At 41.7% G+C, this 22,149-nt stretch carries 21 protein-coding genes, 1 pseudogene and 1 other annotated feature; of the genes and pseudogenes, 17 read left to right on the top strand and 5 right to left on the bottom strand.

Translation table 11 applies throughout. The features are described 5' to 3' along the window. The 4 genes and pseudogenes from HMPREF1517_RS04450 to gorA form a co-directional block, all read left to right on the top strand. Window positions 1-175, top strand: a pseudogene (locus HMPREF1517_RS04450) (DeoR family transcriptional regulator); the annotation flags it as partial. Continuing rightward, entirely contained in the window at window positions 172-1,083 is a 912-nt protein-coding gene (pfkB, locus tag HMPREF1517_RS04445; RefSeq protein ID WP_002885581.1) for a 1-phosphofructokinase, read from the top strand. The pseudogene HMPREF1517_RS04450 and the gene pfkB, both read left to right, overlap by 4 nt. Continuing rightward, the gene (locus HMPREF1517_RS04440; RefSeq protein ID WP_037599608.1) at window positions 1,080-3,056 is read left to right on the top strand and encodes a PTS fructose transporter subunit IIABC; all 1,977 of its coding nucleotides are present in this window, start codon (window positions 1,080-1,082) and stop codon (window positions 3,054-3,056) included. Before pfkB ends, HMPREF1517_RS04440 begins: the two co-directional genes overlap by 4 nt. Window positions 3,057-3,205: 149 nt before the next feature. After that, on the top strand, window positions 3,206-4,558 hold the full coding sequence (gene gorA / locus HMPREF1517_RS04435; protein ID WP_037599606.1) for a glutathione-disulfide reductase: 1,353 nt from the start codon (window positions 3,206-3,208) through the stop codon (window positions 4,556-4,558). Window positions 4,559-4,663: 105 nt separating this feature from the next. On the opposite strand, the gene HMPREF1517_RS04430 is transcribed toward gorA, so the two are convergent. Next, a complete protein-coding gene (locus HMPREF1517_RS04430) occupies window positions 4,664-5,920 on the bottom strand; it encodes a bifunctional folylpolyglutamate synthase/dihydrofolate synthase (protein WP_037599604.1) in 1,257 nt (418 codons plus the stop codon). Between the two features lie 44 nt (window positions 5,921-5,964). After that, window positions 5,965-6,426: a DUF6556 family protein gene (locus HMPREF1517_RS04425; RefSeq protein WP_037599602.1), complete on the bottom strand. Its 462-nt coding sequence runs from the start codon at window positions 6,424-6,426 to the stop codon at window positions 5,965-5,967. 108 nt (window positions 6,427-6,534) lie between these two features. Between HMPREF1517_RS04425 and HMPREF1517_RS04420 the strand changes: the two genes are divergently transcribed. From HMPREF1517_RS04420 to HMPREF1517_RS04360, 13 genes are all read left to right on the top strand, one after another. Then, window positions 6,535-7,680: a cysteine desulfurase family protein gene (locus tag HMPREF1517_RS04420; RefSeq protein ID WP_037599600.1), complete on the top strand. Its 1,146-nt coding sequence runs from the start codon at window positions 6,535-6,537 to the stop codon at window positions 7,678-7,680. Between the two features lie 54 nt (window positions 7,681-7,734). Then, on the top strand, window positions 7,735-8,958 hold the full coding sequence (gene thiI, locus HMPREF1517_RS04415) for a tRNA uracil 4-sulfurtransferase ThiI (RefSeq protein ID WP_037599598.1): 1,224 nt from the start codon (window positions 7,735-7,737) through the stop codon (window positions 8,956-8,958). A 105-nt stretch (window positions 8,959-9,063) separates the two neighbouring features. Continuing rightward, a complete protein-coding gene (gtfA, locus tag HMPREF1517_RS04410; protein ID WP_037599596.1) occupies window positions 9,064-10,575 on the top strand; it encodes an accessory Sec system glycosyltransferase GtfA in 1,512 nt (503 codons plus the stop codon). After that, a complete protein-coding gene (gene gtfB / locus HMPREF1517_RS04405) occupies window positions 10,568-11,887 on the top strand; it encodes an accessory Sec system glycosylation chaperone GtfB (protein ID WP_037599594.1) in 1,320 nt (439 codons plus the stop codon). Before gtfA ends, gtfB begins: the two co-directional genes overlap by 8 nt. Window positions 11,888-11,891: 4 nt before the next feature. Further along, window positions 11,892-12,428: a GNAT family N-acetyltransferase gene (locus tag HMPREF1517_RS04400; protein ID WP_037599592.1), complete on the top strand. Its 537-nt coding sequence runs from the start codon at window positions 11,892-11,894 to the stop codon at window positions 12,426-12,428. Between the two features lie 112 nt (window positions 12,429-12,540). Continuing rightward, window positions 12,541-12,615 (top strand) — a sequence feature (ribosomal protein L21 leader region). Between the two features lie 40 nt (window positions 12,616-12,655). After that, window positions 12,656-12,970 (top strand): 50S ribosomal protein L21, encoded by a 315-nt coding sequence (rplU, locus tag HMPREF1517_RS04395; protein WP_002885597.1) that lies wholly within the window; start codon window positions 12,656-12,658, stop codon window positions 12,968-12,970. Between the two features lie 35 nt (window positions 12,971-13,005). Next, entirely contained in the window at window positions 13,006-13,296 is a 291-nt protein-coding gene (rpmA, locus tag HMPREF1517_RS04390; protein ID WP_002885483.1) for a 50S ribosomal protein L27, read from the top strand. Between the two features lie 56 nt (window positions 13,297-13,352). Beyond that, window positions 13,353-14,048 carry a GNAT family N-acetyltransferase gene (locus HMPREF1517_RS04385; RefSeq protein ID WP_037599590.1) on the top strand — a complete coding sequence of 232 codons (696 nt, stop codon included), beginning with the start codon at window positions 13,353-13,355 and terminating at the stop codon, window positions 14,046-14,048. A 199-nt stretch (window positions 14,049-14,247) separates the two neighbouring features. Continuing rightward, complete coding sequence (locus tag HMPREF1517_RS04380) at window positions 14,248-14,622, top strand: DUF1149 family protein (protein ID WP_002885550.1); 375 nt, start codon at window positions 14,248-14,250, stop codon at window positions 14,620-14,622. Between the two features lies 1 nt (window position 14,623). Next, window positions 14,624-15,466: a DegV family protein gene (locus HMPREF1517_RS04375; RefSeq protein WP_037599588.1), complete on the top strand. Its 843-nt coding sequence runs from the start codon at window positions 14,624-14,626 to the stop codon at window positions 15,464-15,466. Between the two features lie 60 nt (window positions 15,467-15,526). Beyond that, entirely contained in the window at window positions 15,527-16,294 is a 768-nt protein-coding gene (dapB, locus tag HMPREF1517_RS04370; protein ID WP_037599586.1) for a 4-hydroxy-tetrahydrodipicolinate reductase, read from the top strand. Then, window positions 16,291-17,493 carry a CCA tRNA nucleotidyltransferase gene (locus HMPREF1517_RS04365; protein WP_037599584.1) on the top strand — a complete coding sequence of 401 codons (1,203 nt, stop codon included), beginning with the start codon at window positions 16,291-16,293 and terminating at the stop codon, window positions 17,491-17,493. Before dapB ends, HMPREF1517_RS04365 begins: the two co-directional genes overlap by 4 nt. A gap of 83 nt (window positions 17,494-17,576) precedes the next feature. Next, on the top strand, window positions 17,577-19,457 hold the full coding sequence (locus HMPREF1517_RS04360) for an ABC-F family ATP-binding cassette domain-containing protein (protein WP_037599582.1): 1,881 nt from the start codon (window positions 17,577-17,579) through the stop codon (window positions 19,455-19,457). Between the two features lie 84 nt (window positions 19,458-19,541). Here the strand turns inward: HMPREF1517_RS04360 and HMPREF1517_RS04355 are convergent, their stop codons facing one another. The 3 genes from HMPREF1517_RS04355 to HMPREF1517_RS04345 all read right to left on the bottom strand — a co-directional run bounded on the left by HMPREF1517_RS04355 (window position 19,542) and on the right by HMPREF1517_RS04345 (window position 22,040). Further along, entirely contained in the window at window positions 19,542-20,045 is a 504-nt protein-coding gene (locus tag HMPREF1517_RS04355) for an HdeD family acid-resistance protein (RefSeq protein ID WP_037599580.1), read from the bottom strand. Window positions 20,046-20,113: 68 nt separating this feature from the next. After that, a complete protein-coding gene (locus HMPREF1517_RS04350) occupies window positions 20,114-20,875 on the bottom strand; it encodes an NUDIX domain-containing protein (RefSeq protein WP_002886684.1) in 762 nt (253 codons plus the stop codon). Window positions 20,876-20,933: 58 nt separating this feature from the next. After that, the gene (locus HMPREF1517_RS04345) at window positions 20,934-22,040 is read right to left on the bottom strand and encodes an AAA family ATPase (protein ID WP_037599578.1); all 1,107 of its coding nucleotides are present in this window, start codon (window positions 22,038-22,040) and stop codon (window positions 20,934-20,936) included. Between the last annotated feature and the right edge of the window lie 109 nt (window positions 22,041-22,149).

Genomic DNA, 22,149 nt, shown 5'->3' with positions numbered 1-22,149 from the left:
GCGGACGGTTATAGCTAATGCGCAAAAAGCCTATGTTCTAGCTGATGCCTCTAAACTTGGTCAGATTACCTATGCTAAGGTAGCCGAGGTCGAGAAAGTAACCATAATTACAAATGCTTCGGAAGAAGAGCTCCTAAAAGAATTAAAAGAGAAAACGAGGGTTATTGAAGTATGATTTATACTGTAACGCTGAATCCATCAATCGACTTCATTGTTCGTATCGACAAAGTAGAGATTGGTGAAGTTAACCGCATGGAGAGTGATGATAAGTTCGCTGGCGGTAAGGGGATTAATGTTAGTCGTATTTTGCAACGTTTAGGTGTTGATAATACTGCAACGGGCTTCATCGGTGGTTTTACAGGACGTTTTGTGACAGATGGTTTGGATGCAGAAGGTATTAAAACCAAGTTCGTAGCTGTGGATCAAGACACACGTATTAATGTTAAAATCAAGGCTGACCAAGAAACTGAAATTAACGGTGCAGGACCTGTCATTAATGAGTATCAATTGGCTGAATTGGAAGCAGTTCTTTCAAGTGTAAGTGCTGATGATGTGGTTGTTTTTGCTGGATCAGCACCAAGCAATCTTGGAAATAAGGTCTATAACAAATTGATTCCACTAGTGCGTGAAACTGGTGCACAGGTTGTCTGTGACTTTGAAGGTCAAACCTTGCTTGATTCCTTGGCTTACCAACCACTCTTGGTAAAACCAAATAACCATGAGTTAGAAGCTATTTTCAATGTCAAACTTAATGGTTTGGCTGATGTTGAAAAATATGCGCGTGAAATCCTTGCTAAGGGTGCACAGAACGTTATCATCTCAATGGCAGGTGATGGAGCTCTGCTGGTCACACCAGAGGCTGCTTACTTTGCCAAACCAATTAAGGGAACAGTTAAAAACTCTGTTGGTGCGGGTGACTCAATGGTTGCTGGTTTCACTGGTGAGTTTGTTAAATCAGGGGACCCAATTGAGGCGCTCAAGTGGGGAGTGGCGTGTGGAACATCTACAGCTTTCTCAGATGACTTAGCGACAATTGAGTTTATTAAAGAAACATACAATAAAGTAGAGGTAGAAAAACTATGAAAATTCAGGACTTACTGAACAAAAAAGTCATGTTGCTTGACCTTCAAGCGACTACAAAAGAAGCTGCTATCGATGAAATGATTAACAGCCTGGTTGACAATGGTGTTGTGACCGACTTTGATGTTTTCAAAGCAGGTATTATGGCTCGTGAAGCACAAACATCAACTGGTTTGGGTGATGGAATCGCTATGCCACACAGCAAAAATGCTGCAGTAAAAGAAGCAACAGTACTTTTTGCTAAATCTAATAAAGGTGTGGATTACGAATCACTTGATGGTCAACCTACAGACCTCTTCTTTATGATTGCTGCTCCAGAGGGAGCAAATGACACTCATTTAGCAGCTCTTGCTGAATTGTCAAAATACCTCATGCAAGATGGTTTTGCAGATCGTTTGCGTAAGGTGACTTCTCCAGATGAAGTGATTGCTGCTTTTAATACTGGTGAAGAAGAAGCACAAGCTGAGGAAGCTAAGAAAGCACAAGCTGTTAAAGAAGCAGCTTCAAGCGATAAACCACTTATCGTAGCTGTAACAGCTTGTACAACTGGTATTGCTCACACTTACATGGCTGAAGAATCACTGATTAAAACAGGTGAAGAAATGGGTGTCAATGTTCGTGTTGAAACTAACGGTGCTTCAGGTGTCGGAACACCATTGACTGCTGAAGAAATCAGTAAGGCTGTAGGTGTTATCGTAGCGGCAGACAAGGCAGTTGAAACAGCACGCTTTAATGGTAAGAAATTGCTTTCCAAACCAGTCGCTGCAGGTATTCGTCAACCTCAAGAATTAATCCAAAATATCTTGGATGGTAAGGCTGAAGTCTTCCATGCCGAAAATGCTGGAGCTGCTCAAGAATCAAGTGAGAAATTGAGCCTCGGTGGTGCCTTCTATAAACACTTGATGAGTGGGGTATCACAAATGCTCCCATTCGTTATCGGTGGTGGTATCATGATTGCGCTTGCCTTCTTGCTTGACCAAGTCATGGGTGTTCCTAAAGATCAATTGTCACAACTTGGTTCTTACCATGAAATTGCTGCTCAATTCAAAGCAATTGGTGGTGCGGCCTTTGGTTTCATGCTTCCAGTACTTGCAGGTTACATTGCTTACTCTATCGCTGAAAAACCAGGTTTGGTTTCAGGTTTTGTAGCTGGTGCTATCGCATCAAGTGGTGCAGCCTTTGGTGGTGTTCCATTTGGTTCAGGTGGTAAAGCAACCCTTGCCCTTGCTGGTGTATCTTCAGGTTTCCTTGGAGCTCTTGTTGGTGGTTTCCTTGCAGGTGGTGTTATCCTCGTTCTTCGTAAACTCTTGGCAGGTATCCCACGTGCTCTTGAAGGAATCCGTTCTATCTTGCTCTTGCCACTCCTAGGTGTATTTGCTACAGGTTTCTTGATGTTGGCAGTGAATATCCCAATGGCAGCAATCAATACAGGTCTTAATAACTTCTTGTCAAGCTTGTCAGGAAGCTCAGCCGTATTACTTGGTCTCCTTGTTGGTGGTATGATGGCAGTGGATATGGGTGGACCAGTCAACAAAGCAGCTTATGTCTTTGGTACAGGTACTCTCGCAGCAACAGTAACTTCAGGTGGTTCAGTTGTTATGGCAGCAGTTATGGCAGCTGGTATGGTTCCTCCATTGGCAGTCTTTGTAGCGACACTCTTATTTAAAGATAAATTTACCGAAGAAGAACGCAACTCTGGTTTGACAAACATCGTTATGGGACTCTCATTCATCACTGAAGGTGCAATCCCATTTGGTGCAGCTGATCCAGCACGCGCTATCCCAAGCTTTATCGTCGGTTCAGCTCTTACAGGTGCTCTCGTAGGTATGGCAGGAATCAAATTGATGGCACCACACGGAGGTATCTTCGTTATTGCCCTCACTTCAAATGCCCTTCTCTACCTTCTCTTCATCTTGATTGGTGCTGTGGTATCAGGTATCCTTTTCGGATTCCTCCGCAAACCACTTGATAAATAAGATATGATTAAACAATCTCGTTGAGTTCGGGGTTGTTTTTTTGTGTCGTAGCAGATTTTTGTCAGGGTAGCTATTTTATGATAAAGTATAGGCAGAAATGGCTTATCTAGTAGCTAATGCGCTGTATAAAGAAACATAAGAGGTAAAATATGGTAAAAGAATACGATTATATTGTCATTGGTGGTGGTTCTGGTGGGATTGCCAGTGCTAATCGTGCTGCTATGCACGGCGCTAAGGTTATTCTCTTTGAAGGAAAAGAGGTCGGCGGTACCTGCGTCAATGTGGGCTGTGTACCTAAAAAGGTCATGTGGTATGGTGCTCAGGTTGCTGAGACCCTTCACCGTTATGCAGGCGAGTATGGTTTTGATGTGACGGTTAATAAGTTTGATTTTGCAAGGCTTAAGGCCAATCGTCAGACTTATATCGACCGTATCCATGGCTCTTATGAGCGTGGTTTTGATAGCAATGGCGTTGAACGTGTATACGAGTATGCAAGATTTGTTGACCCTCATACGGTTGAAGTAGCAGGTGAACGTTATACAGCACCCCATATCCTTATTGCGACTGGTGGTCACGCCCTTTATCCAAACATTCCAGGTAGTGAATATGGGATTACCTCCGATGGTTTCTTTGAACTAGATGAGGTGCCAAAACGTACAGCTGTTATTGGGGCTGGCTATATTGCCGTTGAGGTTGCTGGTGTTCTCAATGCTCTTGGTAGTGACACGCATCTCTTTGTTCGTAAGGATCGCCCATTACGTACCTTTGACAAGGATATTATCGATGTCTTAGTCGATGAGATGGCTAAATCAGGTCCTACCCTTCACACGCATGCTAATGCTACAGAAGTAGTGAAAAATGCTGACGATTCTTTGACCATTAGCTTTGACAATGGAGAAACGATCACTGTTGATTGCCTCATTTGGGCTATTGGTCGTGCTGCCAATACCTCTGGCTTTGGTCTTGAAAAGACGGGCGTTGAGTTGACTGAACGAGGTAACATTTATTCAGACGCCTTTGAAAATACATCAGTTCCTGGTATCTACGCCCTTGGTGATGTGACTGGTAAACTAGATTTGACGCCAGTTGCAATCAAGGCGGGACGTCAATTGTCAGAGCGACTCTTCAATAATAAAGCCGATGCTAAGCTTGATTACACTGATGTAGCCACTGTGGTCTTTAGCCACCCAGTCATTGGTTCTGTTGGTTTGACTGAGGAAAAAGCAATTGCTAAATATGGTGCGGAGAATATCAAGGTCTATAAATCTAGTTTCACCCCAATGTATACAGCTCTTGCAAACAATCGTCAGCCGTCAACTATGAAATTAGTAACACTTGGTGAGGATGAAAAAATCATCGGTCTTCATGGCATTGGCTACGGTGTCGATGAGATGATTCAAGGCTTCTCTGTGGCTATTAAGATGGGAGCAACTAAGGCTGATTTTGATAATACGGTTGCCATTCATCCAACTGGTTCAGAAGAATTTGTAACGATGAGATAAAAAGGTGAAGTCTGTCTAGCAAACATAGATAGACTTTTCTTTGTGTTCAAATAACAACCTATATATTTTGTGTGTAACTGTATATTGTCTAAATAAAAAAGACCTTTAGGCCTTTCTTTCGTTTAATAAGTAGTTTCTTACTTCTGAGATAAAGTAAAGGGATCCTGTGACAACAAATAGGTCATCAGAATCTGCTGATTCAGCTTTTGCTAGCCATTCTCTATAGTCGGCCGCACATTTGAAGTTTTGAGGATAGTCATCCAAGGGCAGTGCTTCAAAAAAGTCAAAGCTGGTTACCGTAATATCATAATCTTTCAATTCTTCTAGTAAGTTTGCTAAAGGTTTTCGTCTCAGTCCTGCAAAGAGGATGTGGATTTTACGATTGGTAAAGTTATCTTTTAGTACCTGATTTAAGCTGGCAATTCCTTGAGGGTTATGGGCACCGTCTAGATAAATATTGTTTCCTATCCACTCACTACGACCAGGCCAGTGTGTGTCACAAATACCATCTTGAATGCTCTTATTAGTAATCTTAGGAAATGTTGGAGTCAAGAGATGGGCAGCAGTGACAGCTAACCCAGCATTGTTTTCTTGATGTCGTCCTAGCATTGGTAGCTTAAGATCTGGACTTTCCCAATGGTCATAAGAAACTTGGATCGTTTGGTTGTCTTTCGGAAGCAGCTGAATTTCCCTATCAATGACGGCTAAAGGAGCTTGTAGGTCATGTGATTTTTGGTTGAAAAAATGTTCAACTTCTGCAGAGACACGACCAAGTAAGATAGGTGTGTTTTCTCGCATGACGCCTGCTTTATGATTGGAGATGTCCAAAAGGTTATTGCCCAAGGTTTCAGTGTGATCAAAGCCAATTGAAGTACAGATGACAAGCTCTGGCGAAAGGACATTGGTCGAATCAAGGCGTCCACCAATACCTGCTTCAATGATAGCCATATCAACCTGTTTAAGGTCGAAGTAGAGGAACATGAGTAAGGTGACCAACTCGAATTCCGTTGGTCGGTCAAAAGCAGTGTGCTCTTCTAAATCATCAAGAAGAACCTGAGCTTTCTCGACAAGGCTAATCAAATCCTTATCAGGGATTTCTGTGCCGTTTATACTAATACGTTCGTTGAAACGAGTAATATAAGGAGAGGTAAAGGTCCCGACCTGATAGCCTGACTTTGTTAGGATGTTTTGTAGGTAGCTTGTTGTTGATCCCTTACCGTTGGTCCCGACAATATGCACCGTTGGAAAGTGAGTCTGAGGGTTTCCGGCTTGTTTCAAAAGCCAACTCATACGTTCGAGTTGAGGGCGACGGCCATTGCCCTTGAAAGAATGGATAAAATTTAGAGTTTCTGTATAGTTCATAGGATTATAGAAAAAAGGCAGGGTTTCCTAGCCTTTTACATGTCTTAGTTAGAAGCGGCGTCACCAGTTGTTGCACCACCATTAGTCGCATTGCCAGATGTTGTGTCTGCAGTAGCTGCTGATGAAGAGGTAGTCGTATTGCCACCAGTTGTTGTGTCTGCAGATGACGAATAGGTGTTAGTTCCTGCTTGGCTACTTGTTGATGTGTCGGAATCAGTCGCATTTCCATAGCTAGATGAAGAAGTGCTAGATTCTTGGGTCTTATTGTTACCCTCTTTAATGACTACAGTTGACTGATTGGATGATGAATCAGAAGTGTCCTTATTTTTAGATGATGTAAAATTCATGATAGTGATTGAAGCTACAATGATTGACAAGATTGTCCCGACAGCAGTAAGGACTTTTTGGAAGGCAGTAAAGCCTTTTGTAACGTGTTCAGTCACCTTTGGGGCAGATTTTTTTTCTTCTTTTGATGAATGATTACGGCGTGAGTAATTTTCAGACATGATGCTCTCCTTAAAAATATTTCGTACTTTCTATTATATGATTTTCTCGCAAAAATTGCTAAAAAAATTATGCTATAATAAATAGTAAATAAAAATCGAGGAAAAATCATGATTTATTTTGATAATTCAGCCACTACGGTGCCTTATCCAGAGGCACTTAGAACCTATCAGGAAGTGTCCACGAAAATTTTTGGGAATCCATCCAGTTTACATCAATTAGGAACATCTGCGACGCGTATTTTGGAGGCTTCTCGTAAGCAAGTTGCGGACCTCATTGGAAAATCAGCCGATGAGATTTTCTTTACGTCTGGTGGAACCGAAGGTGACAACTGGGTTATCAAGGGTGTGGCCTTCGAAAAAGAACCTTATGGCAAACACATCATCGTTTCTGATATTGAACACCCTGCGGTAAAAGAGTCTGCTAAATGGCTTTCAGAGCATGGATTTGAAGTGTCCTATGCACCCGTTAATGCACAAGGTTTCGTGGATGTGAATGCTCTTGCTGGACTATTGCGACCTGATACTATCTTGGTTTCGGTTATGGCCGTTAATAACGAAATCGGATCAATCCAACCTATTCAAGCAATTTCAGACCTTCTAGCTGATGAGCCGACCATATCTTTCCATGTGGATGCTGTCCAGGCTATTGGGAAGATTCCTGTATCAGATTATTTAACAGACCGTGTTGACTTTGCAACTTTTTCTGGTCACAAGTTCCATGCTGTTCGAGGTGTAGGTTTTGTCTACAAGAAGAATGGGAAAAAAATTACACCGCTCTTAACAGGTGGTGGTCAAGAAAAAGACTTTCGTTCAACGACTGAAAATGTAGCTGGGATTGCGAGTATGGCTAAGGCCTTGCGCCTAGTCACTGATAAAGAGGAATTTTCTCTGCCTAAAATTGCTAAGATGAAAAAGATTATCTTTGATGAATTGGCTAAGTATGAGGACATTACTATTTTCTCAGGTGAGGGTGAAGACTTTGCGCCCAATATTTTGACCTTTGGAATCAAGGGTGTTCGTGGTGAAGTTATTGTCCATGCTTTTGAAGATCATCAAATCTATATTTCAACGACATCAGCATGTTCATCTAAGGCGGGAAAACCAGCAGGGACTCTCATTTCTATGGGTGTTCCGACTAAATTAGCTCAAACGGCTGTACGTATCAGTCTTGATGATGACAATGATATGGGACAGGTAGAACAGTTTCTCACGATTTTCAAGCAGGTCTACGCCAAGACACAAAAAGTGAGATAGCAAGATTTAAGCAATTTAACAATAAAACTAAATTCAAATTTAAAAGGAAAAGGAATGACACTAACATATTCAGAAATTATGGTTCGCTATGGTGAATTGTCTACCAAGGGCAAAAACCGTATGCGCTTTATCAATAAACTTAGAAATAACATCAAGGATGTTCTATCCATCTATCCAGATGTTAAAGTGACTTTTGACCGAGACCGTGGTCACATCTACCTCAACGGTACAGACTATGAGCCAGTAGCAGAGTCTTTGAAGCAAATTTTTGGTATTCAAGCCTTTAGTCCTGTTTACAAGTTTGAAAAAGATGTCGAGGTCTTGAAAAAGGCTGTTCAAGATATTATGACTGGGCTCTATCGTGACGGCCTTACCTTTAAGGTGACTGCCAAACGTAGTGATCACGACTTTGTTTTAGATAGTCGCGAGCTCAACCTTACTTTAGGAAATGCTGTATTTGATGTATTGCCTGACATCAAGGCCCAGATGAAGGGGCCAGATGTCAATCTGAAGGTAGAAATTCGTGCTGAGGCCGCTTATATTTCTCATGAGGAAATTAAGGGAGCAGGTGGATTACCTGTAGGGACTGCAGGCAAAGGAATGCTCATGCTTTCAGGCGGGATTGACTCGCCAGTGGCAGGTTACTTAGCTCTTAAACGTGGTGTAGATATTGAGGCTGTTCACTTTGCAAGTCCTCCTTACACTAGCCCTGGTGCACTGAAAAAGGCTCAAGATTTGACCCGTAAGTTGACCAAGTTTGGTGGTAATATTCAGTTCATCGAAGTACCATTTACTGAAATTCAAGAGGAAATCAAAGAAAAAGCACCTGAGGCTTATTTGATGACCTTGACGCGTCGTTTTATGATGCGTATTACTGACCGCATTCGAGAAGAACGTCGATGTCTTGTGATTATCAATGGTGAGAGTCTTGGTCAGGTTGCCAGTCAGACTATGGAGTCTATGCAGGCGATTAATGCTGTTACATGTACGCCAGTGATTCGCCCAGTTGTCACTATGGACAAGTTGGAAATCATTGATTTGGCACAAAAAATTGATACCTTTGACATTTCCATCCAACCTTTTGAGGATTGCTGTACTATCTTTGCACCTGACCGTCCAAAGACTAATCCAAAAATCAAAAACGTTGAACAATATGAACGTCGTATGGATGTTGAAGCCTTGGTTGAACGTGCGGTTGCGGGAATCATGGTGACTGAAATCACACCTATTGAAGAAGCGCAAGACGAAGTGGATACACTTATTGAAGACTTGCTCTAGTCTAGGAGGATATAGTACTAACATAGTAGTATTTAGGTGCTACTAGAGTTAGGTATGTCCAAAAAGAAATGTCGATGTTGAGCTTTTACCCAGAAAGGAAAATACATGACTGTTTATAACATCAATTTAGGAATCGGTTGGGCATCAAGTGGTGTTGAGTACGCCCAGGCCTATCGTTCTACAATTTTCAAAAACACAGGTATTAAGGCCAAATTTGTCTTTATGGATATGTTCCTGCAGGACAATCTTTCAGATTTGACCCGTAACATGGGGTTTGAAGATGAAGACGTCATCTGGCTGTACAGCTATTTTACAGACCTGAAAATTGCTCCAACGACCTATACTGTCAAGGATTTGGAAAAGGAAATCCCTTATGACATCACGCGTCGTGAGATTAATGGCAAGGTGGTTAAGCTCTTTTGTGCCAAGGAAGATATTTTCTACGCCGCTTATTTGCGTAAAGAGGGTGAAGATATTGTCCATCGTGTGGAAAAAGTATCGCGTGGTTGCCTAATTCGTAAAGATTTTTACTCTTACACTAAGATGTTCACGGAGTACTACACCCCTGTAGATAACAAGGCACACCTCTATCAACGTCGTTTCTTCAATGAAGATGGCAGTATTGCTTATGATGAAATTGTTGATGGTAAGGATAGTGTCTTCCGTTTCCCAGATAAGATTTTGTCTTCTAAGCATGAGTTTATTGCCTACTTTATGTCTCGACTAGGTCTAACTGATCAAGATATTGTCATTTTGGACCGTGCAACTGGCACAGGGCAGGCTGTTTTCCGTAATACTAAACCTGCTAAGCTTGGGGTTGTGGTCCATGCAGAGCACTTTAGTGAAAATGCTGTGACAGACAAGACTATTCTTTGGAATAACTTCTATGAGTACCAATTCAGCAATGCAGATAAGGTTGATTTCTTCATCACAGCGACAGAACGTCAACGTAGCATTATGCTAGACCAGTTCAATAAATACACACCATTTACACCTCATATCGTAACGATTCCTGTGGGAAGTTTGGATAAACTGAGAGAGCCTGAGGGAGAGCGTAAACCATTCTCAATCATCACAGCTTCACGTTTGGCCAATGAAAAGCACGTGGATTGGTTGGCTAAGGCTGTTGTTAAGGCTAAAGAAAGTCTGCCACAAGTGAACTTTGATATCTTTGGTACAGGTGCTGAAGAAGCCAAGCTTAAGGCAATTATCGAGGAAAATCACGCTCAGGATTACATCCATCTTAAGGGTCACCAAGATTTAACAGAAGTCTACAAGGATTACGAACTTTACCTATCAGGTTCTAAGAGTGAAGGTTTTGGCTTGACACTTCTAGAAGCTGTTGGATCGGGCCTTGGTATGATTGGTTTTGATGTCCGTTATGGGAACCAAACTTTTATCAAGGATAATGAAAATGGTTACCTCATCCCTCGATTTGAAAAAGATGACGAGCTTGCTATTGTGGCTGCCTTGGCAGAGAAAATTGTAGCTTTCTTCAATCGTTCAGATTTAGATCATGTTCATCAAGTCTCTTATGATATTGCCAAAGGCTTTTTGACAGAGGAAATCGAGCAGAAGTGGCTTAACTTAGTAAAGGAGATGACTAATCATGATTAATTTATTTGAGAACTATAGTCAAGGTAGTTGGGATCTCCATTACTCGCTGATTGTCGCTGGCTATGTAAATACAACAGTTTGTCTTTCAGATGGTGGCTTTCTGCCTAGTGATGTGACCTCACCTTACCTTTATTTCACTGGTTTTGACAAGGTTCAAGGTTCTGCACTTTACTTTAATCAGGTTCCTGTGCCTGATTACTGGGAAATTTTAGGAACAAATAGCAACGCGGAAATCTTCCGTTTTGATAAGAAACGTGGTCATATTCACTATGCGCATCCTGCTCATCAGCGTCTAGTTAAAGCTGTGGATTGGTATGATGAGTCAGGTCGCCTGCGTGTGACTGATCGCTACAATAATAAGGGATACCGTTTCTCACAAACAACTTACAATGTTAAGCAAGAAGCGACCATTACTAGTTATTTCACTCCAGATAACAAGGAAGTTATCGTCATTAACCATTTGACCAAAGACGTTATCTTGAATTGGAAAGACAAGGTCTACATTTTCAAAAACAAATCGGAGTTTGTAGTCTTTTATCTTAAAGAAGCTGGTTATGATTTGCGACGTATCCTTTATAACTCCTTGTCAACACCTTTCTTGACAGCTATGAATCTTCCGAATTCTGGTCAAGATGTCCTCTTCTGGCAAGAGCCTATCACTGATTCAGTCCCTGGGAATATGCGTCTCCTTCTTGATAGCAATCACCGTCAGACTAAGATTGTTGTACAAGATTACACAGCTTATACGAATCTTCTAAAATTGGTTAGTCCAGAGCAGGCTTCTCGCGTGGCCTTCCTTGGATTCATGTATCCATTTGCCCGCCAGAACAACTTCCAAAATCAAGCGCTTATCTTGACCAACTCAGATCAGATTGAACACTTGGAAGGCATTGTTAGTGAAGTGCCTACCATGCACTACCATATTGGTGCAATCACTGAAATGTCAAGTCGTTTGATGGATTTAGCTAAATATAGTAATGTTAGCCTTTACCCTAATATTACGACAGAGCAAGTTAAGCGTCTCTATCAAGAGGCTGATTTCTATTTAGATATTAACCACCAAAATGAAATCCTGTCAGCGACACGTGCTGCCTTTGAAAATAACCTGCTTATCCTGGCTTTCACGAACACAAGCCATGGTCCAGATTATACTGCACCAAGCAATATTTTTTCACCTATGAATGCTGGGCAATTTAAGCAAACCCTTAAAGAAGCCTTGGGCAACCGTGACTTCCTTAGTCACTTGCTTGATCGTCAACGTGAGCACGCTCATGTAGCAACACCAGAAGATTATAAGAAGGTTATTGGTTAGGGAAATGGCACTAGAGGTTCGTAACATTTATCCTCTGACACCAACATTTAAGAAGGTCGCTTCACTTTATGAAGCGGCTTTTCCTGTGGAGGAGAGGCTCCCACTCTGGCAATTGTCTTGGAACAGTTTGAAAAATGGACAATCTTTCTGGGCTTATTTTGATCAGGGAGTTTTTATTGGTTTTACCTATGCAATCTGTACTGATAACCTGGTCTACCTTCTCTTTCTTGCGGTTGAGGAAAGTAAACAGTCGCAGGGTTACGGTAGTCAAATTTTGGCACAAGTTAGGGAAGAAGCAGGAGAACGACCGTGTGTGCTTACGATTGAGCCTATGGATGAAGAGGATGCATCTAACCGTACTCAACGACTAAAACGTCTGGCTTTTTATGAACGAAATGGCTATCAGGCATTGAATCACTTCTATTTTGAAGGAAGTGAACGCTATCAAATTTTGACAACGGATAAGAGCCTTTCCTTAGTTGATCTGGAGCGGGCTCTAGCCAAGACTTTCCTAGGAAGATATGGAATAAGAGTTGATTAGGGTAATCGTTACTTTGATAAATTTCAATGAGCAGAATAAGAATAATCAAAATAACTTTTTCTCTTGTCATTAGAGGGAAAAAATGATAGAATTGTAACGTTGACTAAATGCACGTCCTGTGCAACCGCACGACTACTGTTTACAAGTGGGTTCGCCCCCGCAGTACTAGGCGAGTCTTCACAGAGGGAAACCTCAGACACATTAAAAATTTTAATAGGAGGTGCATCATGAGCACATACGCAATCATCAAAACTGGTGGAAAACAAGTTAAAGTTGAAGTAGGTCAAGCGATCTACGTTGAAAAAATCAACGCTGAAGCTGGATCAGAAGTAACTTTTAACGAAGTTGTTCTTGTCGGTGGTGATAAAACTGTAGTAGGTACTCCAGTTGTTGAAGGAGCTACTGTTGTCGGAACTATCGAAAAACAAGGTAAACAAAAGAAAGTTGTTACTTTCAAATACAAACCTAAAAAAGGTAGCCACCGTAAACAAGGTCACCGTCAACCTTATACAAAAGTTGTTATCAACGCTATCAACGCGTAAGTTAGCGACTAATCACTAAGAAAGGACACAATCTTATGTTGAAAACTCTTGAAAACTTGCAACTTTTCGCCCACAAAAAAGGTGGGGGTTCTACTTCCAATGGTCGTGATTCACAAGCTAAACGTCTTGGTGCTAAAGCAGCTGATGGACAAACTGTATCAGGTGGATCAATCCTTTACCGTCAACGCGGTACACACATCTACCCAGGTGTAAACGTAGGCCGTGGTGGTGACGATACACTCTTCGCTAAAGTTGAAGGTGTTGTACGTTTCGAACGTAAAGGTCGCGACAAAAAACAAGTATCTGTATACCCAGTTGCTAAATAATTAAGCTAAAGTCTGCACTTTTGTGTAGACTTTTCTTTATGAAAAAGGAGAATCCTATGCCTTTAAATCACTACCAACAAGAAGTAGGGCCAAGTCTAGCAGATGCCAGTCCAGGTAAAATGCCAGATGTTGCTCTATTAGAAGGTCGTTATTGTAGCGTTGAACATTTGACAGTGGCAGAGCATTATGAGGACATTTTAGACTTTTACTTTACCAATCAGATTCTTTCGGATTGGACCTATATGTATGCGGACCCTTTTGAATCTGAAGAAGTTGTACGTCAGTGTTTGGAGGACTATGAGCAATCCCAGAATCCTTATTTCTTTGCCATCAGGGATAAGGCTTCAGGTAAGGTTCTAGGAACCTTTTCACTCATGGCTATTACACCCAAAAATCGCAGTGTAGAGATGGGACGAGTGATTTTGGCTCCTGCTATGCAAAAAACTCGGGCAGCCACAGAAGCTCAATATCTGGTTATGAAATATGTTTTTGAAGTCCTCAACTATCGTCGTTATGAGTGGAAATGTGATAGTCTCAACCGCCCTTCTGCCAATGCAGCCATGCGTTTAGGGTTCACCTATGAGGGGCGTTTTCGTAACCATGCTATCTATAAGGGACGTAGCCGTGATACGGACTGGTTCTCGATTGTTGACAGTGAGTGGCCAGTACTTAAGAAACGATTTGAGAATTGGCTAGCTCCTGAGAATTTTGATGAACAGGGACAGCAGAAACGTTCTTTGAGGAACTGTTAGCTATCAATGTAAGGCTCTTTTCTGATGAAGGAGCCTTATTTTAGTGTTCTTAGACCTAAATCAAAGCTCCTACTTTTCTAGTGCTTATTATTGCTGTCAAAATCAGTCTAAATACTCATTTTTCTGTCAATAATATTCCCATAATAAAGCATATTTATGCTATAATAAAGAGTAATTGTATCAAGGAGAATAATGACTAATGGATTTAATTCGCGAAAAAGTATTTGTTAACCGTTACCACTATGATGTTCGTAACCATGAGTGGGAAAAAGAAAATGGTGTTCCTAAAACAAATGTTGAAGTAACTTTCCAGTTGCACAATAAAGATGAAGAAGCTAACAATACGTCTGTTGTAGCTGTTTTGCAATTTATGATTGTCCGTGATGAGTTTGTCATCTCAGGGATTGTTTCTCAAATGGACCATATTCAAAACCGTATCGTCAATGAACCAAAAGACTTCTCACAAGAAGAAGCAGAAGCCTTGGCTGCACCGCTCTTGGATACGCTTCAACGTTTGACTTATGAAGTAACTGAAATTGCCTTGGATCGCCCAGGTATCAACTTGGAGTTCTAAGATGTCTCTTGCAGTTATTACGGATTCATCGGTTAATCTCCCTGCTGAGATTCAGGGCCATGCTGATGTTTATGTTTTAGATATTCCAGTCATCATTGAGGGGCAGCCTTTTGTTGAAGGAAAAAACTTGGATGTCAATCAGTTTTATGAACAAATGGCAAACTCTGAGGAACTGCTCAAGACGTCACAACCGAATCTAGCTGACTTGGATAACTTGCTTATGGAGTTGGAGGCGGAAGGTTATACCCATGTCATTGGGCTTTTCCTTTCTTCAGGAATCTCTGGTTTTTGGGCCAATAGTCAGTTTTTGATTGAGGACCATGCCAAGTTGAAGATTGCTTTTCCTGATACAAAAATCACAGCAGCTCCTATGGGAGCTATGGTGAGAAACGTTTTGCATTGGTCAGCCCAAGGAATGTCTTTTGAGAACATTTTGAAGAAGCTTGAGGAGCAAGTTGACCAAACGACGGCCTATATTCTTGTGGATGATCTTAATCATCTGGTTAAGGGTGGTCGTTTGTCTAATGGTTCGGCGATTTTAGGAAATCTTTTGTCTATCAAACCTATTTTGAATTTTAATGACGAAGGAAAAATCGTTGTTTTTGAAAAGGTGCGTACAGAGAAGAAAGCTGTGAAACGTTTGGTTGCCCTAGCTGAGAAAAATCGTGAAATGGAGCTTAGTATCCTTCACACGAATGCTCCTGAAAAAGCTGAGGAATTAAAAAGACAGCTAGAAGCACAGGAAATTAGCGTTTCAACAGTGGTATCCTTATGTGCCGTAATTGCGACACACTTGGGTGAAGGAGCACTAGTGTTAGGTCTAACACCTAAATTTACCAAATAAGTACTATCCATGTGGGATGGGGCTTGTCTATGATTAAGATCAATAGAGAGGGAAAATGACATGTCTATTAAAGTTATTGTTGCTGGATTTAAAGGAAGAATGGGTTCAACTGCGGTTGAAATGGTCAAGGGAGATGACGAATTGACTTTGGCTGCCTTGCTTGACCCATTTGCGACAGAAAAAGAAGTGGACGGTATTCCTGTCTTCACAGATAAAGCGGATTTGGTTGGCTTTGATGCAGATGTCTGGGTGGATTTCACTATGCCTGCTGTTGCCTATGAAAATACTCGTTTTGCTTTGGAGAATGGTTTTGCACCAGTTGTGGGTACAACAGGATTTACTGAAGCACAAATTCAGGAATTAACAGACCTTTCTAAAGACAAGTCTATTGGTGGTTTGATTGCGCCTAACTTTGCTATTGGTGCTATCTTACTTATGAAGTTTGCCGCAGAAGCTAGCAAATATTTCCCAGATCTTGAAATCATTGAGCTTCACCATGACAAGAAAAAAGATGCGCCATCAGGTACAGCAGTGAAAACGGCTGAACTTATTCGTGAGGTTCGCGAGACTAAACGTCAGGGAGCTGAGGATGAGGTGGAAACACTTGCTGGGGCACGTGGTGCTGAGTTTGATGGTTTCCGCATTCACAGTGTGCGTTTGCCAGGACTTGTGGCTCACCAAGAGGTTATCTTTGGTGCCCAAGGAGAAGGATTGACCTTGCGTCACGACTCTTACGACCGCATTTCCTTTATGGGTGGTGTTAATCTTGGGATTAAAGAAGTTGTTAAACGTGATCAGCTTGTTTATGGTTTGGAACATTTACTATGAGATTAAGTTATTTGCCTTCTGAATTTCAGAAGGCTTTACCAATATTAGAGAAAATTAAGGCTGCAGGGTTTGAGGCTTACTTTGTTGGTGGATCGGTCCGAGATGCCCTTCTCAACCGTCCCATTCACGATGTTGATATTGCTTCGTCTTCTTATCCTGAGGAGACTAAACAGATTTTTGAGCGTACGGTAGACATTGGTATTGAGCATGGGACCGTTTTGGTCTTGGAAAATGGCGGTGAATATGAGGTGACGACCTTCCGAACAGAGGACGTCTATGTGGATTACCGTCGTCCGGCTAGCGTGTCCTTTGTGCGTTCATTGGAAGAGGATCTTAAGCGTCGTGATTTTACAGTCAATGCTTTTGCTCTTAATGAAAATGCTGAGATTATTGATAAGTTCAATGGTCTTGATGATTTAGACAACCGTGTCTTAAGGGCTGTTGGTAAGGCTGAGGAACGCTTTAACGAGGATGCTCTTCGTATCATGCGGGGCCTACGTTTTGCAGCGAGTTTAGACTTTGATATCGAAGAAAAGACTTTTCAGGCTATGGCCAGCCATGCTCCTCTTTTGGAAAAGATTTCGATTGAGCGAAGTTTCATCGAATTTGATAAGTTGCTCTTGGCACCACATTGGAAAAAAGGAATCAAGGCTCTTTTAGCGACGAAGGCTTATCAGTACCTTCCGGATTTTCAAGAAACTGCTGAAGAATGGCAGTCTTTTGTGGCAGACTATGTGGAGGACTTTAGATTTACAAGTTCTGAACAGGCTTGGGCGGCAACTCTTTTGACTCTCAAGCATGATAATCCACGCTCTTTCCTTAAAAAATGGAAGACGTCTGTTAATTTCCAAAAGACAGTTCAGTCCTTGATTGAGATTTTCAATTTCCGTTTGGAGAGAGCCGTGACTAAACAAGATGTTTATCAGTATGGTAAGGAGCTCTTAGAAGCGGCTGAAACTTTGAGACAGGCTCAGGGCTTGGACGTCGATTATGAGCGTATTGTCGTTTTGGATGGTCAGTTGCTCATCCATGATAAGCACGAAATCGTTGTGAATGGTGGCACGCTGATGAAGGAGCTAGGATTCAAACCTGGTCCGGACCTTGGACGTGTACTTAAAGCCATTGAAAATGCCATCGTTGATGGGAAACTAGCTAATGACAAGGAAGCCATTATGGCCTTTGTTCAAGCGATGAAATAAGTCTACGGACGTTATAAAAATGACACACCGCTACAGAGCATGCGTAGGATCCGTAGCGGTGTTATTTGTAAGAAGGAAGTAAGATGTCAGATTTTATTGTTGAAAAATTAACCAAGTCCGTTGGAGACAAGACGGTTTTTAAAGAGATTTCATTTATTATCCATGATTTGGATCGTATTGGGATTATTGGTGTCAATGGGACAGGTAAGACAACCTTGCTAGATGTTGTCTCTGAGCGTATTGGTTTTGATGGTGATGTGTCACCTTTCACTAAGGCTAATGGCTATAAGATTGCTTATTTGACTCAGGAGCCAGAATTTGATGACAGCAAGACAGTGCTTGATACAGTCTTATCATCAGACCTTCGTGAGATGGCTTTGATTCGAGAATATGAAACCCTTATGGCAGAATATTCTGAGGAGAATCAGGCTCACTTGGAGAAGGTAATGGCTGAGATGGATAGTCTAGATGCTTGGTCCATTGAGAGCGAGGTTAAGACAGTCTTGTCTAAGTTGGGATTGTCAGACCTCTCGCAAAAGGTCGGGGACCTCTCAGGTGGTCTTCGTCGCCGTGTGCAGTTGGCTCAGGTTCTCTTGAATGATGCAGATCTCTTGCTCTTGGATGAGCCAACTAACCATTTGGATATTGATACTATTGCTTGGTTGACTAATTTTCTCAAGTCTTCTAAAAAAACGGTCCTCTTTATTACCCACGACCGTTATTTCTTGGACAATGTGGCCACACGTATCTTTGAGCTAGACCAGGCTAATCTGATTGAATACCAGGGAAATTATCAAGACTATGTTCGTCTAAAGGCTGAACAAGATGAACGAGATGCAGCAGCTCTTCACAAGAAAAAGCAACTCTATAAGCAGGAGTTGGCATGGATGCGAACGCAACCACAGGCACGTGCGACCAAGCAACAAGCTCGTATCAATCGTTTTAAGGAGCTTAAGGGTGAGGTTCACCAAACGATCAATAATGACGATCTTGAAATTAACTTTGAGACTAGCCGTATTGGTAAGAAAGTAGTGAACTTCGAGCATGTCGATTTTGCTTATGAAGATGGCAAGCAAATTCTCAGTGATTTCAATCTTATCATGCAAAATCGTGATCGTATCGGTATTGTTGGGGATAATGGTGTCGGGAAATCGACCTTGCTCAATCTGATTAATGGTGACCTTGTGCCTACAGCTGGTGTTCTGGATATTGGTGAGACGGTACGTATTGGTTATTTCTCGCAGCAAATTAAGGACATGGATGAGAGCAAGCGTGTCATTAACTACTTGCAAGAAGTTGCAGATGAGGTTAAGACAACGGTTGGAACAACTAGTATCACAGAGCTCTTAGAGCAATTCCTTTTCCCTCGTTCTACTCATGGGACACAGATTTCTAAGCTCTCTGGTGGGGAAAAGAAACGTCTTTATCTACTTAAGATTCTGATTGAAAAGCCTAATATTCTGCTCTTGGATGAGCCGACAAATGATTTGGACATTGCAACTTTGACGGTTTTGGAAAACTTCCTTAATGGTTTTGGTGGCCCTGTCGTTACCGTAAGTCACGACCGCTATTTCTTGGACAAGGTGGCTAACAAGATTCTAGCCTTTGAAGAGGGTGGTGTGCGAGAGTTCTTTGGTAACTACACTGACTACCTTGATGAAAAAGCCTTCTTCCAAGAGCAAGCAGCCCTCTTAGAGAAGGAAAAAGAGCAAGCTAGCGTTAAAGTTGAGAAAGTCAAAGAAGACAAAAAACGCATGAGCTACTTTGAAAAACAAGAGTGGGCGACCATAGAGGATGAGATTGCTGACCTTGAAGCCAAAATCGAAGAGATTGAAGCAGCCATGCTTGAAAATGCTAGCGATTATGGACAGTTAGCCTCCCTCCAACGAGACTTGGATGCTGCTAACGAAACCTTGCTTGAAAAGTATGAACGCTATGAGTATTTGAGTGAGCTAGAAGGATAAGCTCTTTAGTAATCAAAGTATGACAAAAGCCCTGCAGATGTGAACTGCAAGGCTTTTTATGTTTATGTAGTGACTGCTTTCTTCCTACCACAAGCGGAACGAAAAGGAGAGGACAGAGACCCCCGCGAAGATAATTAAGGAAGCTACCAAGCGCCCAATAAGAAAGGCTGAGAAAAACGGAGCACTAAAGAGCAGGAGTCCAAAGACTAGACAAATCAAGGTGATTGATAGGGCAGGTTGACCTGAGAAGCCGAATTGACGTTGGCGATAAGCTTGAAAGCCTTGCGTAAATGCTGAGACAAGAAGCCACCAAGCGATAATGGTTACAGCTACGCCCGAGAGTACCCATGCTGATGTTGATAGCAGGATAATACCAAAAACGATGGAAATGATACTCTGAAGCAGTTGGAAGAAGGAGCGGTTTTCGTTATCTCGTTTAAAATAAACCATGAGACTTGAAACACCAGATACCAGCATCACTAGGGCAAATAGCCAACCAACGATGGCAAGAAGATTTGTAGGATTAGCGAAGAAAAAGACACCCAAGAGTGTAATGAGAATTCCACTAATCAATGTAAAACTTTTCATAGGATACCTCTTATTAATTTTCTTAATACTACTATGTAAGTATCAAATTGTCAAACAAAGACCTTACTTTAGAGTGGCTTGATATGATATGTGTAGGTGGCAGCCTTTCTGGTTCTAGTAGCTACCTGACGACCTGTTTTTTGGAAGAGGTGTTTAAAGCGACGCAAGAAATTTGTGGAATCCATCTTGAGGTAGTCTTCATTGAAGGTACCAAAAAGTTGGCGGTAGGTGGTCAAGGTGTTTTCCTCGGGCATAATGGAAAGGATAGTTGGATAGTATTCGAGTCGTCCCTTGATACGTTCCATAGCTGTTAAGAGAATTTCCCAATGGTCAAAGGCAAGGTCATCATGTGACAGCGTCTTATCACCATCAACAAGTTGCAGTTGACCGTCTATCATGGCAATGTCTAACCAATGCGTAGACGCTGCATCGTCGGCAGCCTTTTCCACTTGAATGTCATTGAAGGTCATGAAGCAGAGGTAAGCCACTGTAATGGTCCACATTCGAGGATCCCGATATGGTGTTCCCACAGTAATGAGTTGCTCAATATGATCAGGATTGAGTGTAATGGATGTTTCCTCCTGTACTTCGCGACAGACAGCTAGATTGAGATCTTCTTGCTCCTGAACGAAGCCACCACTGAAGGCGTATTTCCCCATGAAGGGATGGTTTTTTCGCTTGATAAGTAAGGTTTGGACTCTTCCTTCATAATAGCGGAAGATGACCGAGTCAACGGTCACTGAGGGCTTAACGTACTTATCCATTTCCTCTCGCTGATAGATGTCCAAAAATTCCTTTTCGCTACCAGAGTTTTCGAAGGTTCTAGTCATATGTTTCCTCCATGTTTGTATTGTAAGTTTTAAGTGATGATTACGTTGGATTGGTCTTTTAAATCTCGATGTGTAGACGTTCTTTGATTGCTTTTTTGGCATTGTGGTAGTTGTCCGCAAAGAAGCTGTCACTATTACTATTTTTCCCTAAAATAATGATTTTATCCTTGAATGGTGATAGGAGGTCTAAGAGATGCTTGGTAAACCAGTCACGTGTTTGGCTATCAGCCATAGTCATGTCACGGAAGCCATCATCCACATAGTTTGATTTTGGCAGAATTACAAAAATCAAATCCCATTTTTCACGAGCTTGAGTTACCTGATAGAGCCGATCCAGCATATCAAATTCTTCTTTAGAAATATTTTCTTTCAAATAGTAGTCGATATAAACTTTTGTGACTGTTGAGTTGGTATCGGCAAAGATAAGTCCTGAGTGCTGCCCTTTATCAATGATATCAGAGGTCTGGGCATATTGATCTGTCAGGAGGTGAATATAATCGTTAGTATCTAACTCGTCATCTCGTACATTATACTTTTCTTGATACTCCCTAGCATATTCAAGAGAGCAGGGAGCGTTGTAAGTTCGAGCCAAATCTTTAACAAGAGTAGTTTTTCCACCGCTAGCAGAGCCCACGACAAGGACCTTACGAGTAAAGTGACGACGGAAAGGCTTGGTGATAAAACGCCAATTTTCCATAGGATTGTCGCGAATCTCGGTGGCAGAGATGTTGATAATAGAGCGTTCGATGAGTTCTACCTGAGCTTGAGGATAATAGCGATTGAGCTCGGTCACGTACTCTGGCTCTCCAACATAGAAGGTAATCTTTTCAGGATTATCCGTATTTTTAGAGATAAGCTCTTTGACACGATTAACCCAAGGTACCCATCCCTCGGGATAGGCTGGCATCCCAGCCTCATCCAGTTTATCCACAACGACTAATTCATCATCATAGAAAACTTCTCGAACATAACGGAAACGGCGGTTGAGTGATAGGCCTGCGCGTGTCCCCCGATCTTCTTGTGTGTTGCTGCCACTTACGATGACGAGCACATTGTCATTAGCGCGTTTTGCCTTGGTAATAAGGTCAACGTGCCCAACATGCATTGGAGCGAAAGTTCCAAAAACAATGCCGATGTGCTTTCCTGATAATTGCTTTCTTTTCATAAAAAATGATCCTTTTCAAGATTTAGTAAAATTACTAAATTCATAATAACATAGTTGGAGATCTTTGTAAATGTAAAAATAGTAAATTTACTAAATTGTTTTTAGGCTA

This window comes from Streptococcus sp. ACS2 (assembly GCF_000525585.1).
In the GTDB taxonomy this organism is placed as follows: Bacteria; Bacillota; Bacilli; order Lactobacillales; family Streptococcaceae; genus Streptococcus.
Note: the sequence above shows the minus strand (reverse complement) of the source record. Positions and strands in the feature narration are given on the sequence as shown.

Coding starts and splice junctions, on each gene's coding strand:
- HMPREF1517_RS04425 (WP_037599602.1), bottom strand. CDS start 6,426: ATGTCTGAAAATTACTCACGCCGTAATCATTCATCAAAAGAAGAAAAA.
- HMPREF1517_RS04345 (WP_037599578.1), bottom strand. CDS start 22,040: ATGAAAAGAAAGCAATTATCAGGAAAGCACATCGGCATTGTTTTTGGA.
- HMPREF1517_RS04385 (WP_037599590.1), top strand. CDS start 13,353: ATGCCTTTAAATCACTACCAACAAGAAGTAGGGCCAAGTCTAGCAGAT.
- dapB (WP_037599586.1), top strand. CDS start 15,527: ATGTCTATTAAAGTTATTGTTGCTGGATTTAAAGGAAGAATGGGTTCA.
- HMPREF1517_RS04375 (WP_037599588.1), top strand. CDS start 14,624: ATGTCTCTTGCAGTTATTACGGATTCATCGGTTAATCTCCCTGCTGAG.
- HMPREF1517_RS04400 (WP_037599592.1), top strand. CDS start 11,892: ATGGCACTAGAGGTTCGTAACATTTATCCTCTGACACCAACATTTAAG.
- gtfA (WP_037599596.1), top strand. CDS start 9,064: ATGACTGTTTATAACATCAATTTAGGAATCGGTTGGGCATCAAGTGGT.
- thiI (WP_037599598.1), top strand. CDS start 7,735: ATGACACTAACATATTCAGAAATTATGGTTCGCTATGGTGAATTGTCT.
- HMPREF1517_RS04440 (WP_037599608.1), top strand. CDS start 1,080: ATGAAAATTCAGGACTTACTGAACAAAAAAGTCATGTTGCTTGACCTT.
- rplU (WP_002885597.1), top strand. CDS start 12,656: ATGAGCACATACGCAATCATCAAAACTGGTGGAAAACAAGTTAAAGTT.
- HMPREF1517_RS04430 (WP_037599604.1), bottom strand. CDS start 5,920: ATGAACTATACAGAAACTCTAAATTTTATCCATTCTTTCAAGGGCAAT.
- HMPREF1517_RS04350 (WP_002886684.1), bottom strand. CDS start 20,875: ATGACTAGAACCTTCGAAAACTCTGGTAGCGAAAAGGAATTTTTGGAC.
- gtfB (WP_037599594.1), top strand. CDS start 10,568: ATGATTAATTTATTTGAGAACTATAGTCAAGGTAGTTGGGATCTCCAT.
- HMPREF1517_RS04380 (WP_002885550.1), top strand. CDS start 14,248: ATGGATTTAATTCGCGAAAAAGTATTTGTTAACCGTTACCACTATGAT.
- HMPREF1517_RS04365 (WP_037599584.1), top strand. CDS start 16,291: ATGAGATTAAGTTATTTGCCTTCTGAATTTCAGAAGGCTTTACCAATA.
- HMPREF1517_RS04420 (WP_037599600.1), top strand. CDS start 6,535: ATGATTTATTTTGATAATTCAGCCACTACGGTGCCTTATCCAGAGGCA.
- pfkB (WP_002885581.1), top strand. CDS start 172: ATGATTTATACTGTAACGCTGAATCCATCAATCGACTTCATTGTTCGT.
- gorA (WP_037599606.1), top strand. CDS start 3,206: ATGGTAAAAGAATACGATTATATTGTCATTGGTGGTGGTTCTGGTGGG.
- HMPREF1517_RS04355 (WP_037599580.1), bottom strand. CDS start 20,045: ATGAAAAGTTTTACATTGATTAGTGGAATTCTCATTACACTCTTGGGT.
- HMPREF1517_RS04360 (WP_037599582.1), top strand. CDS start 17,577: ATGTCAGATTTTATTGTTGAAAAATTAACCAAGTCCGTTGGAGACAAG.
- rpmA (WP_002885483.1), top strand. CDS start 13,006: ATGTTGAAAACTCTTGAAAACTTGCAACTTTTCGCCCACAAAAAAGGT.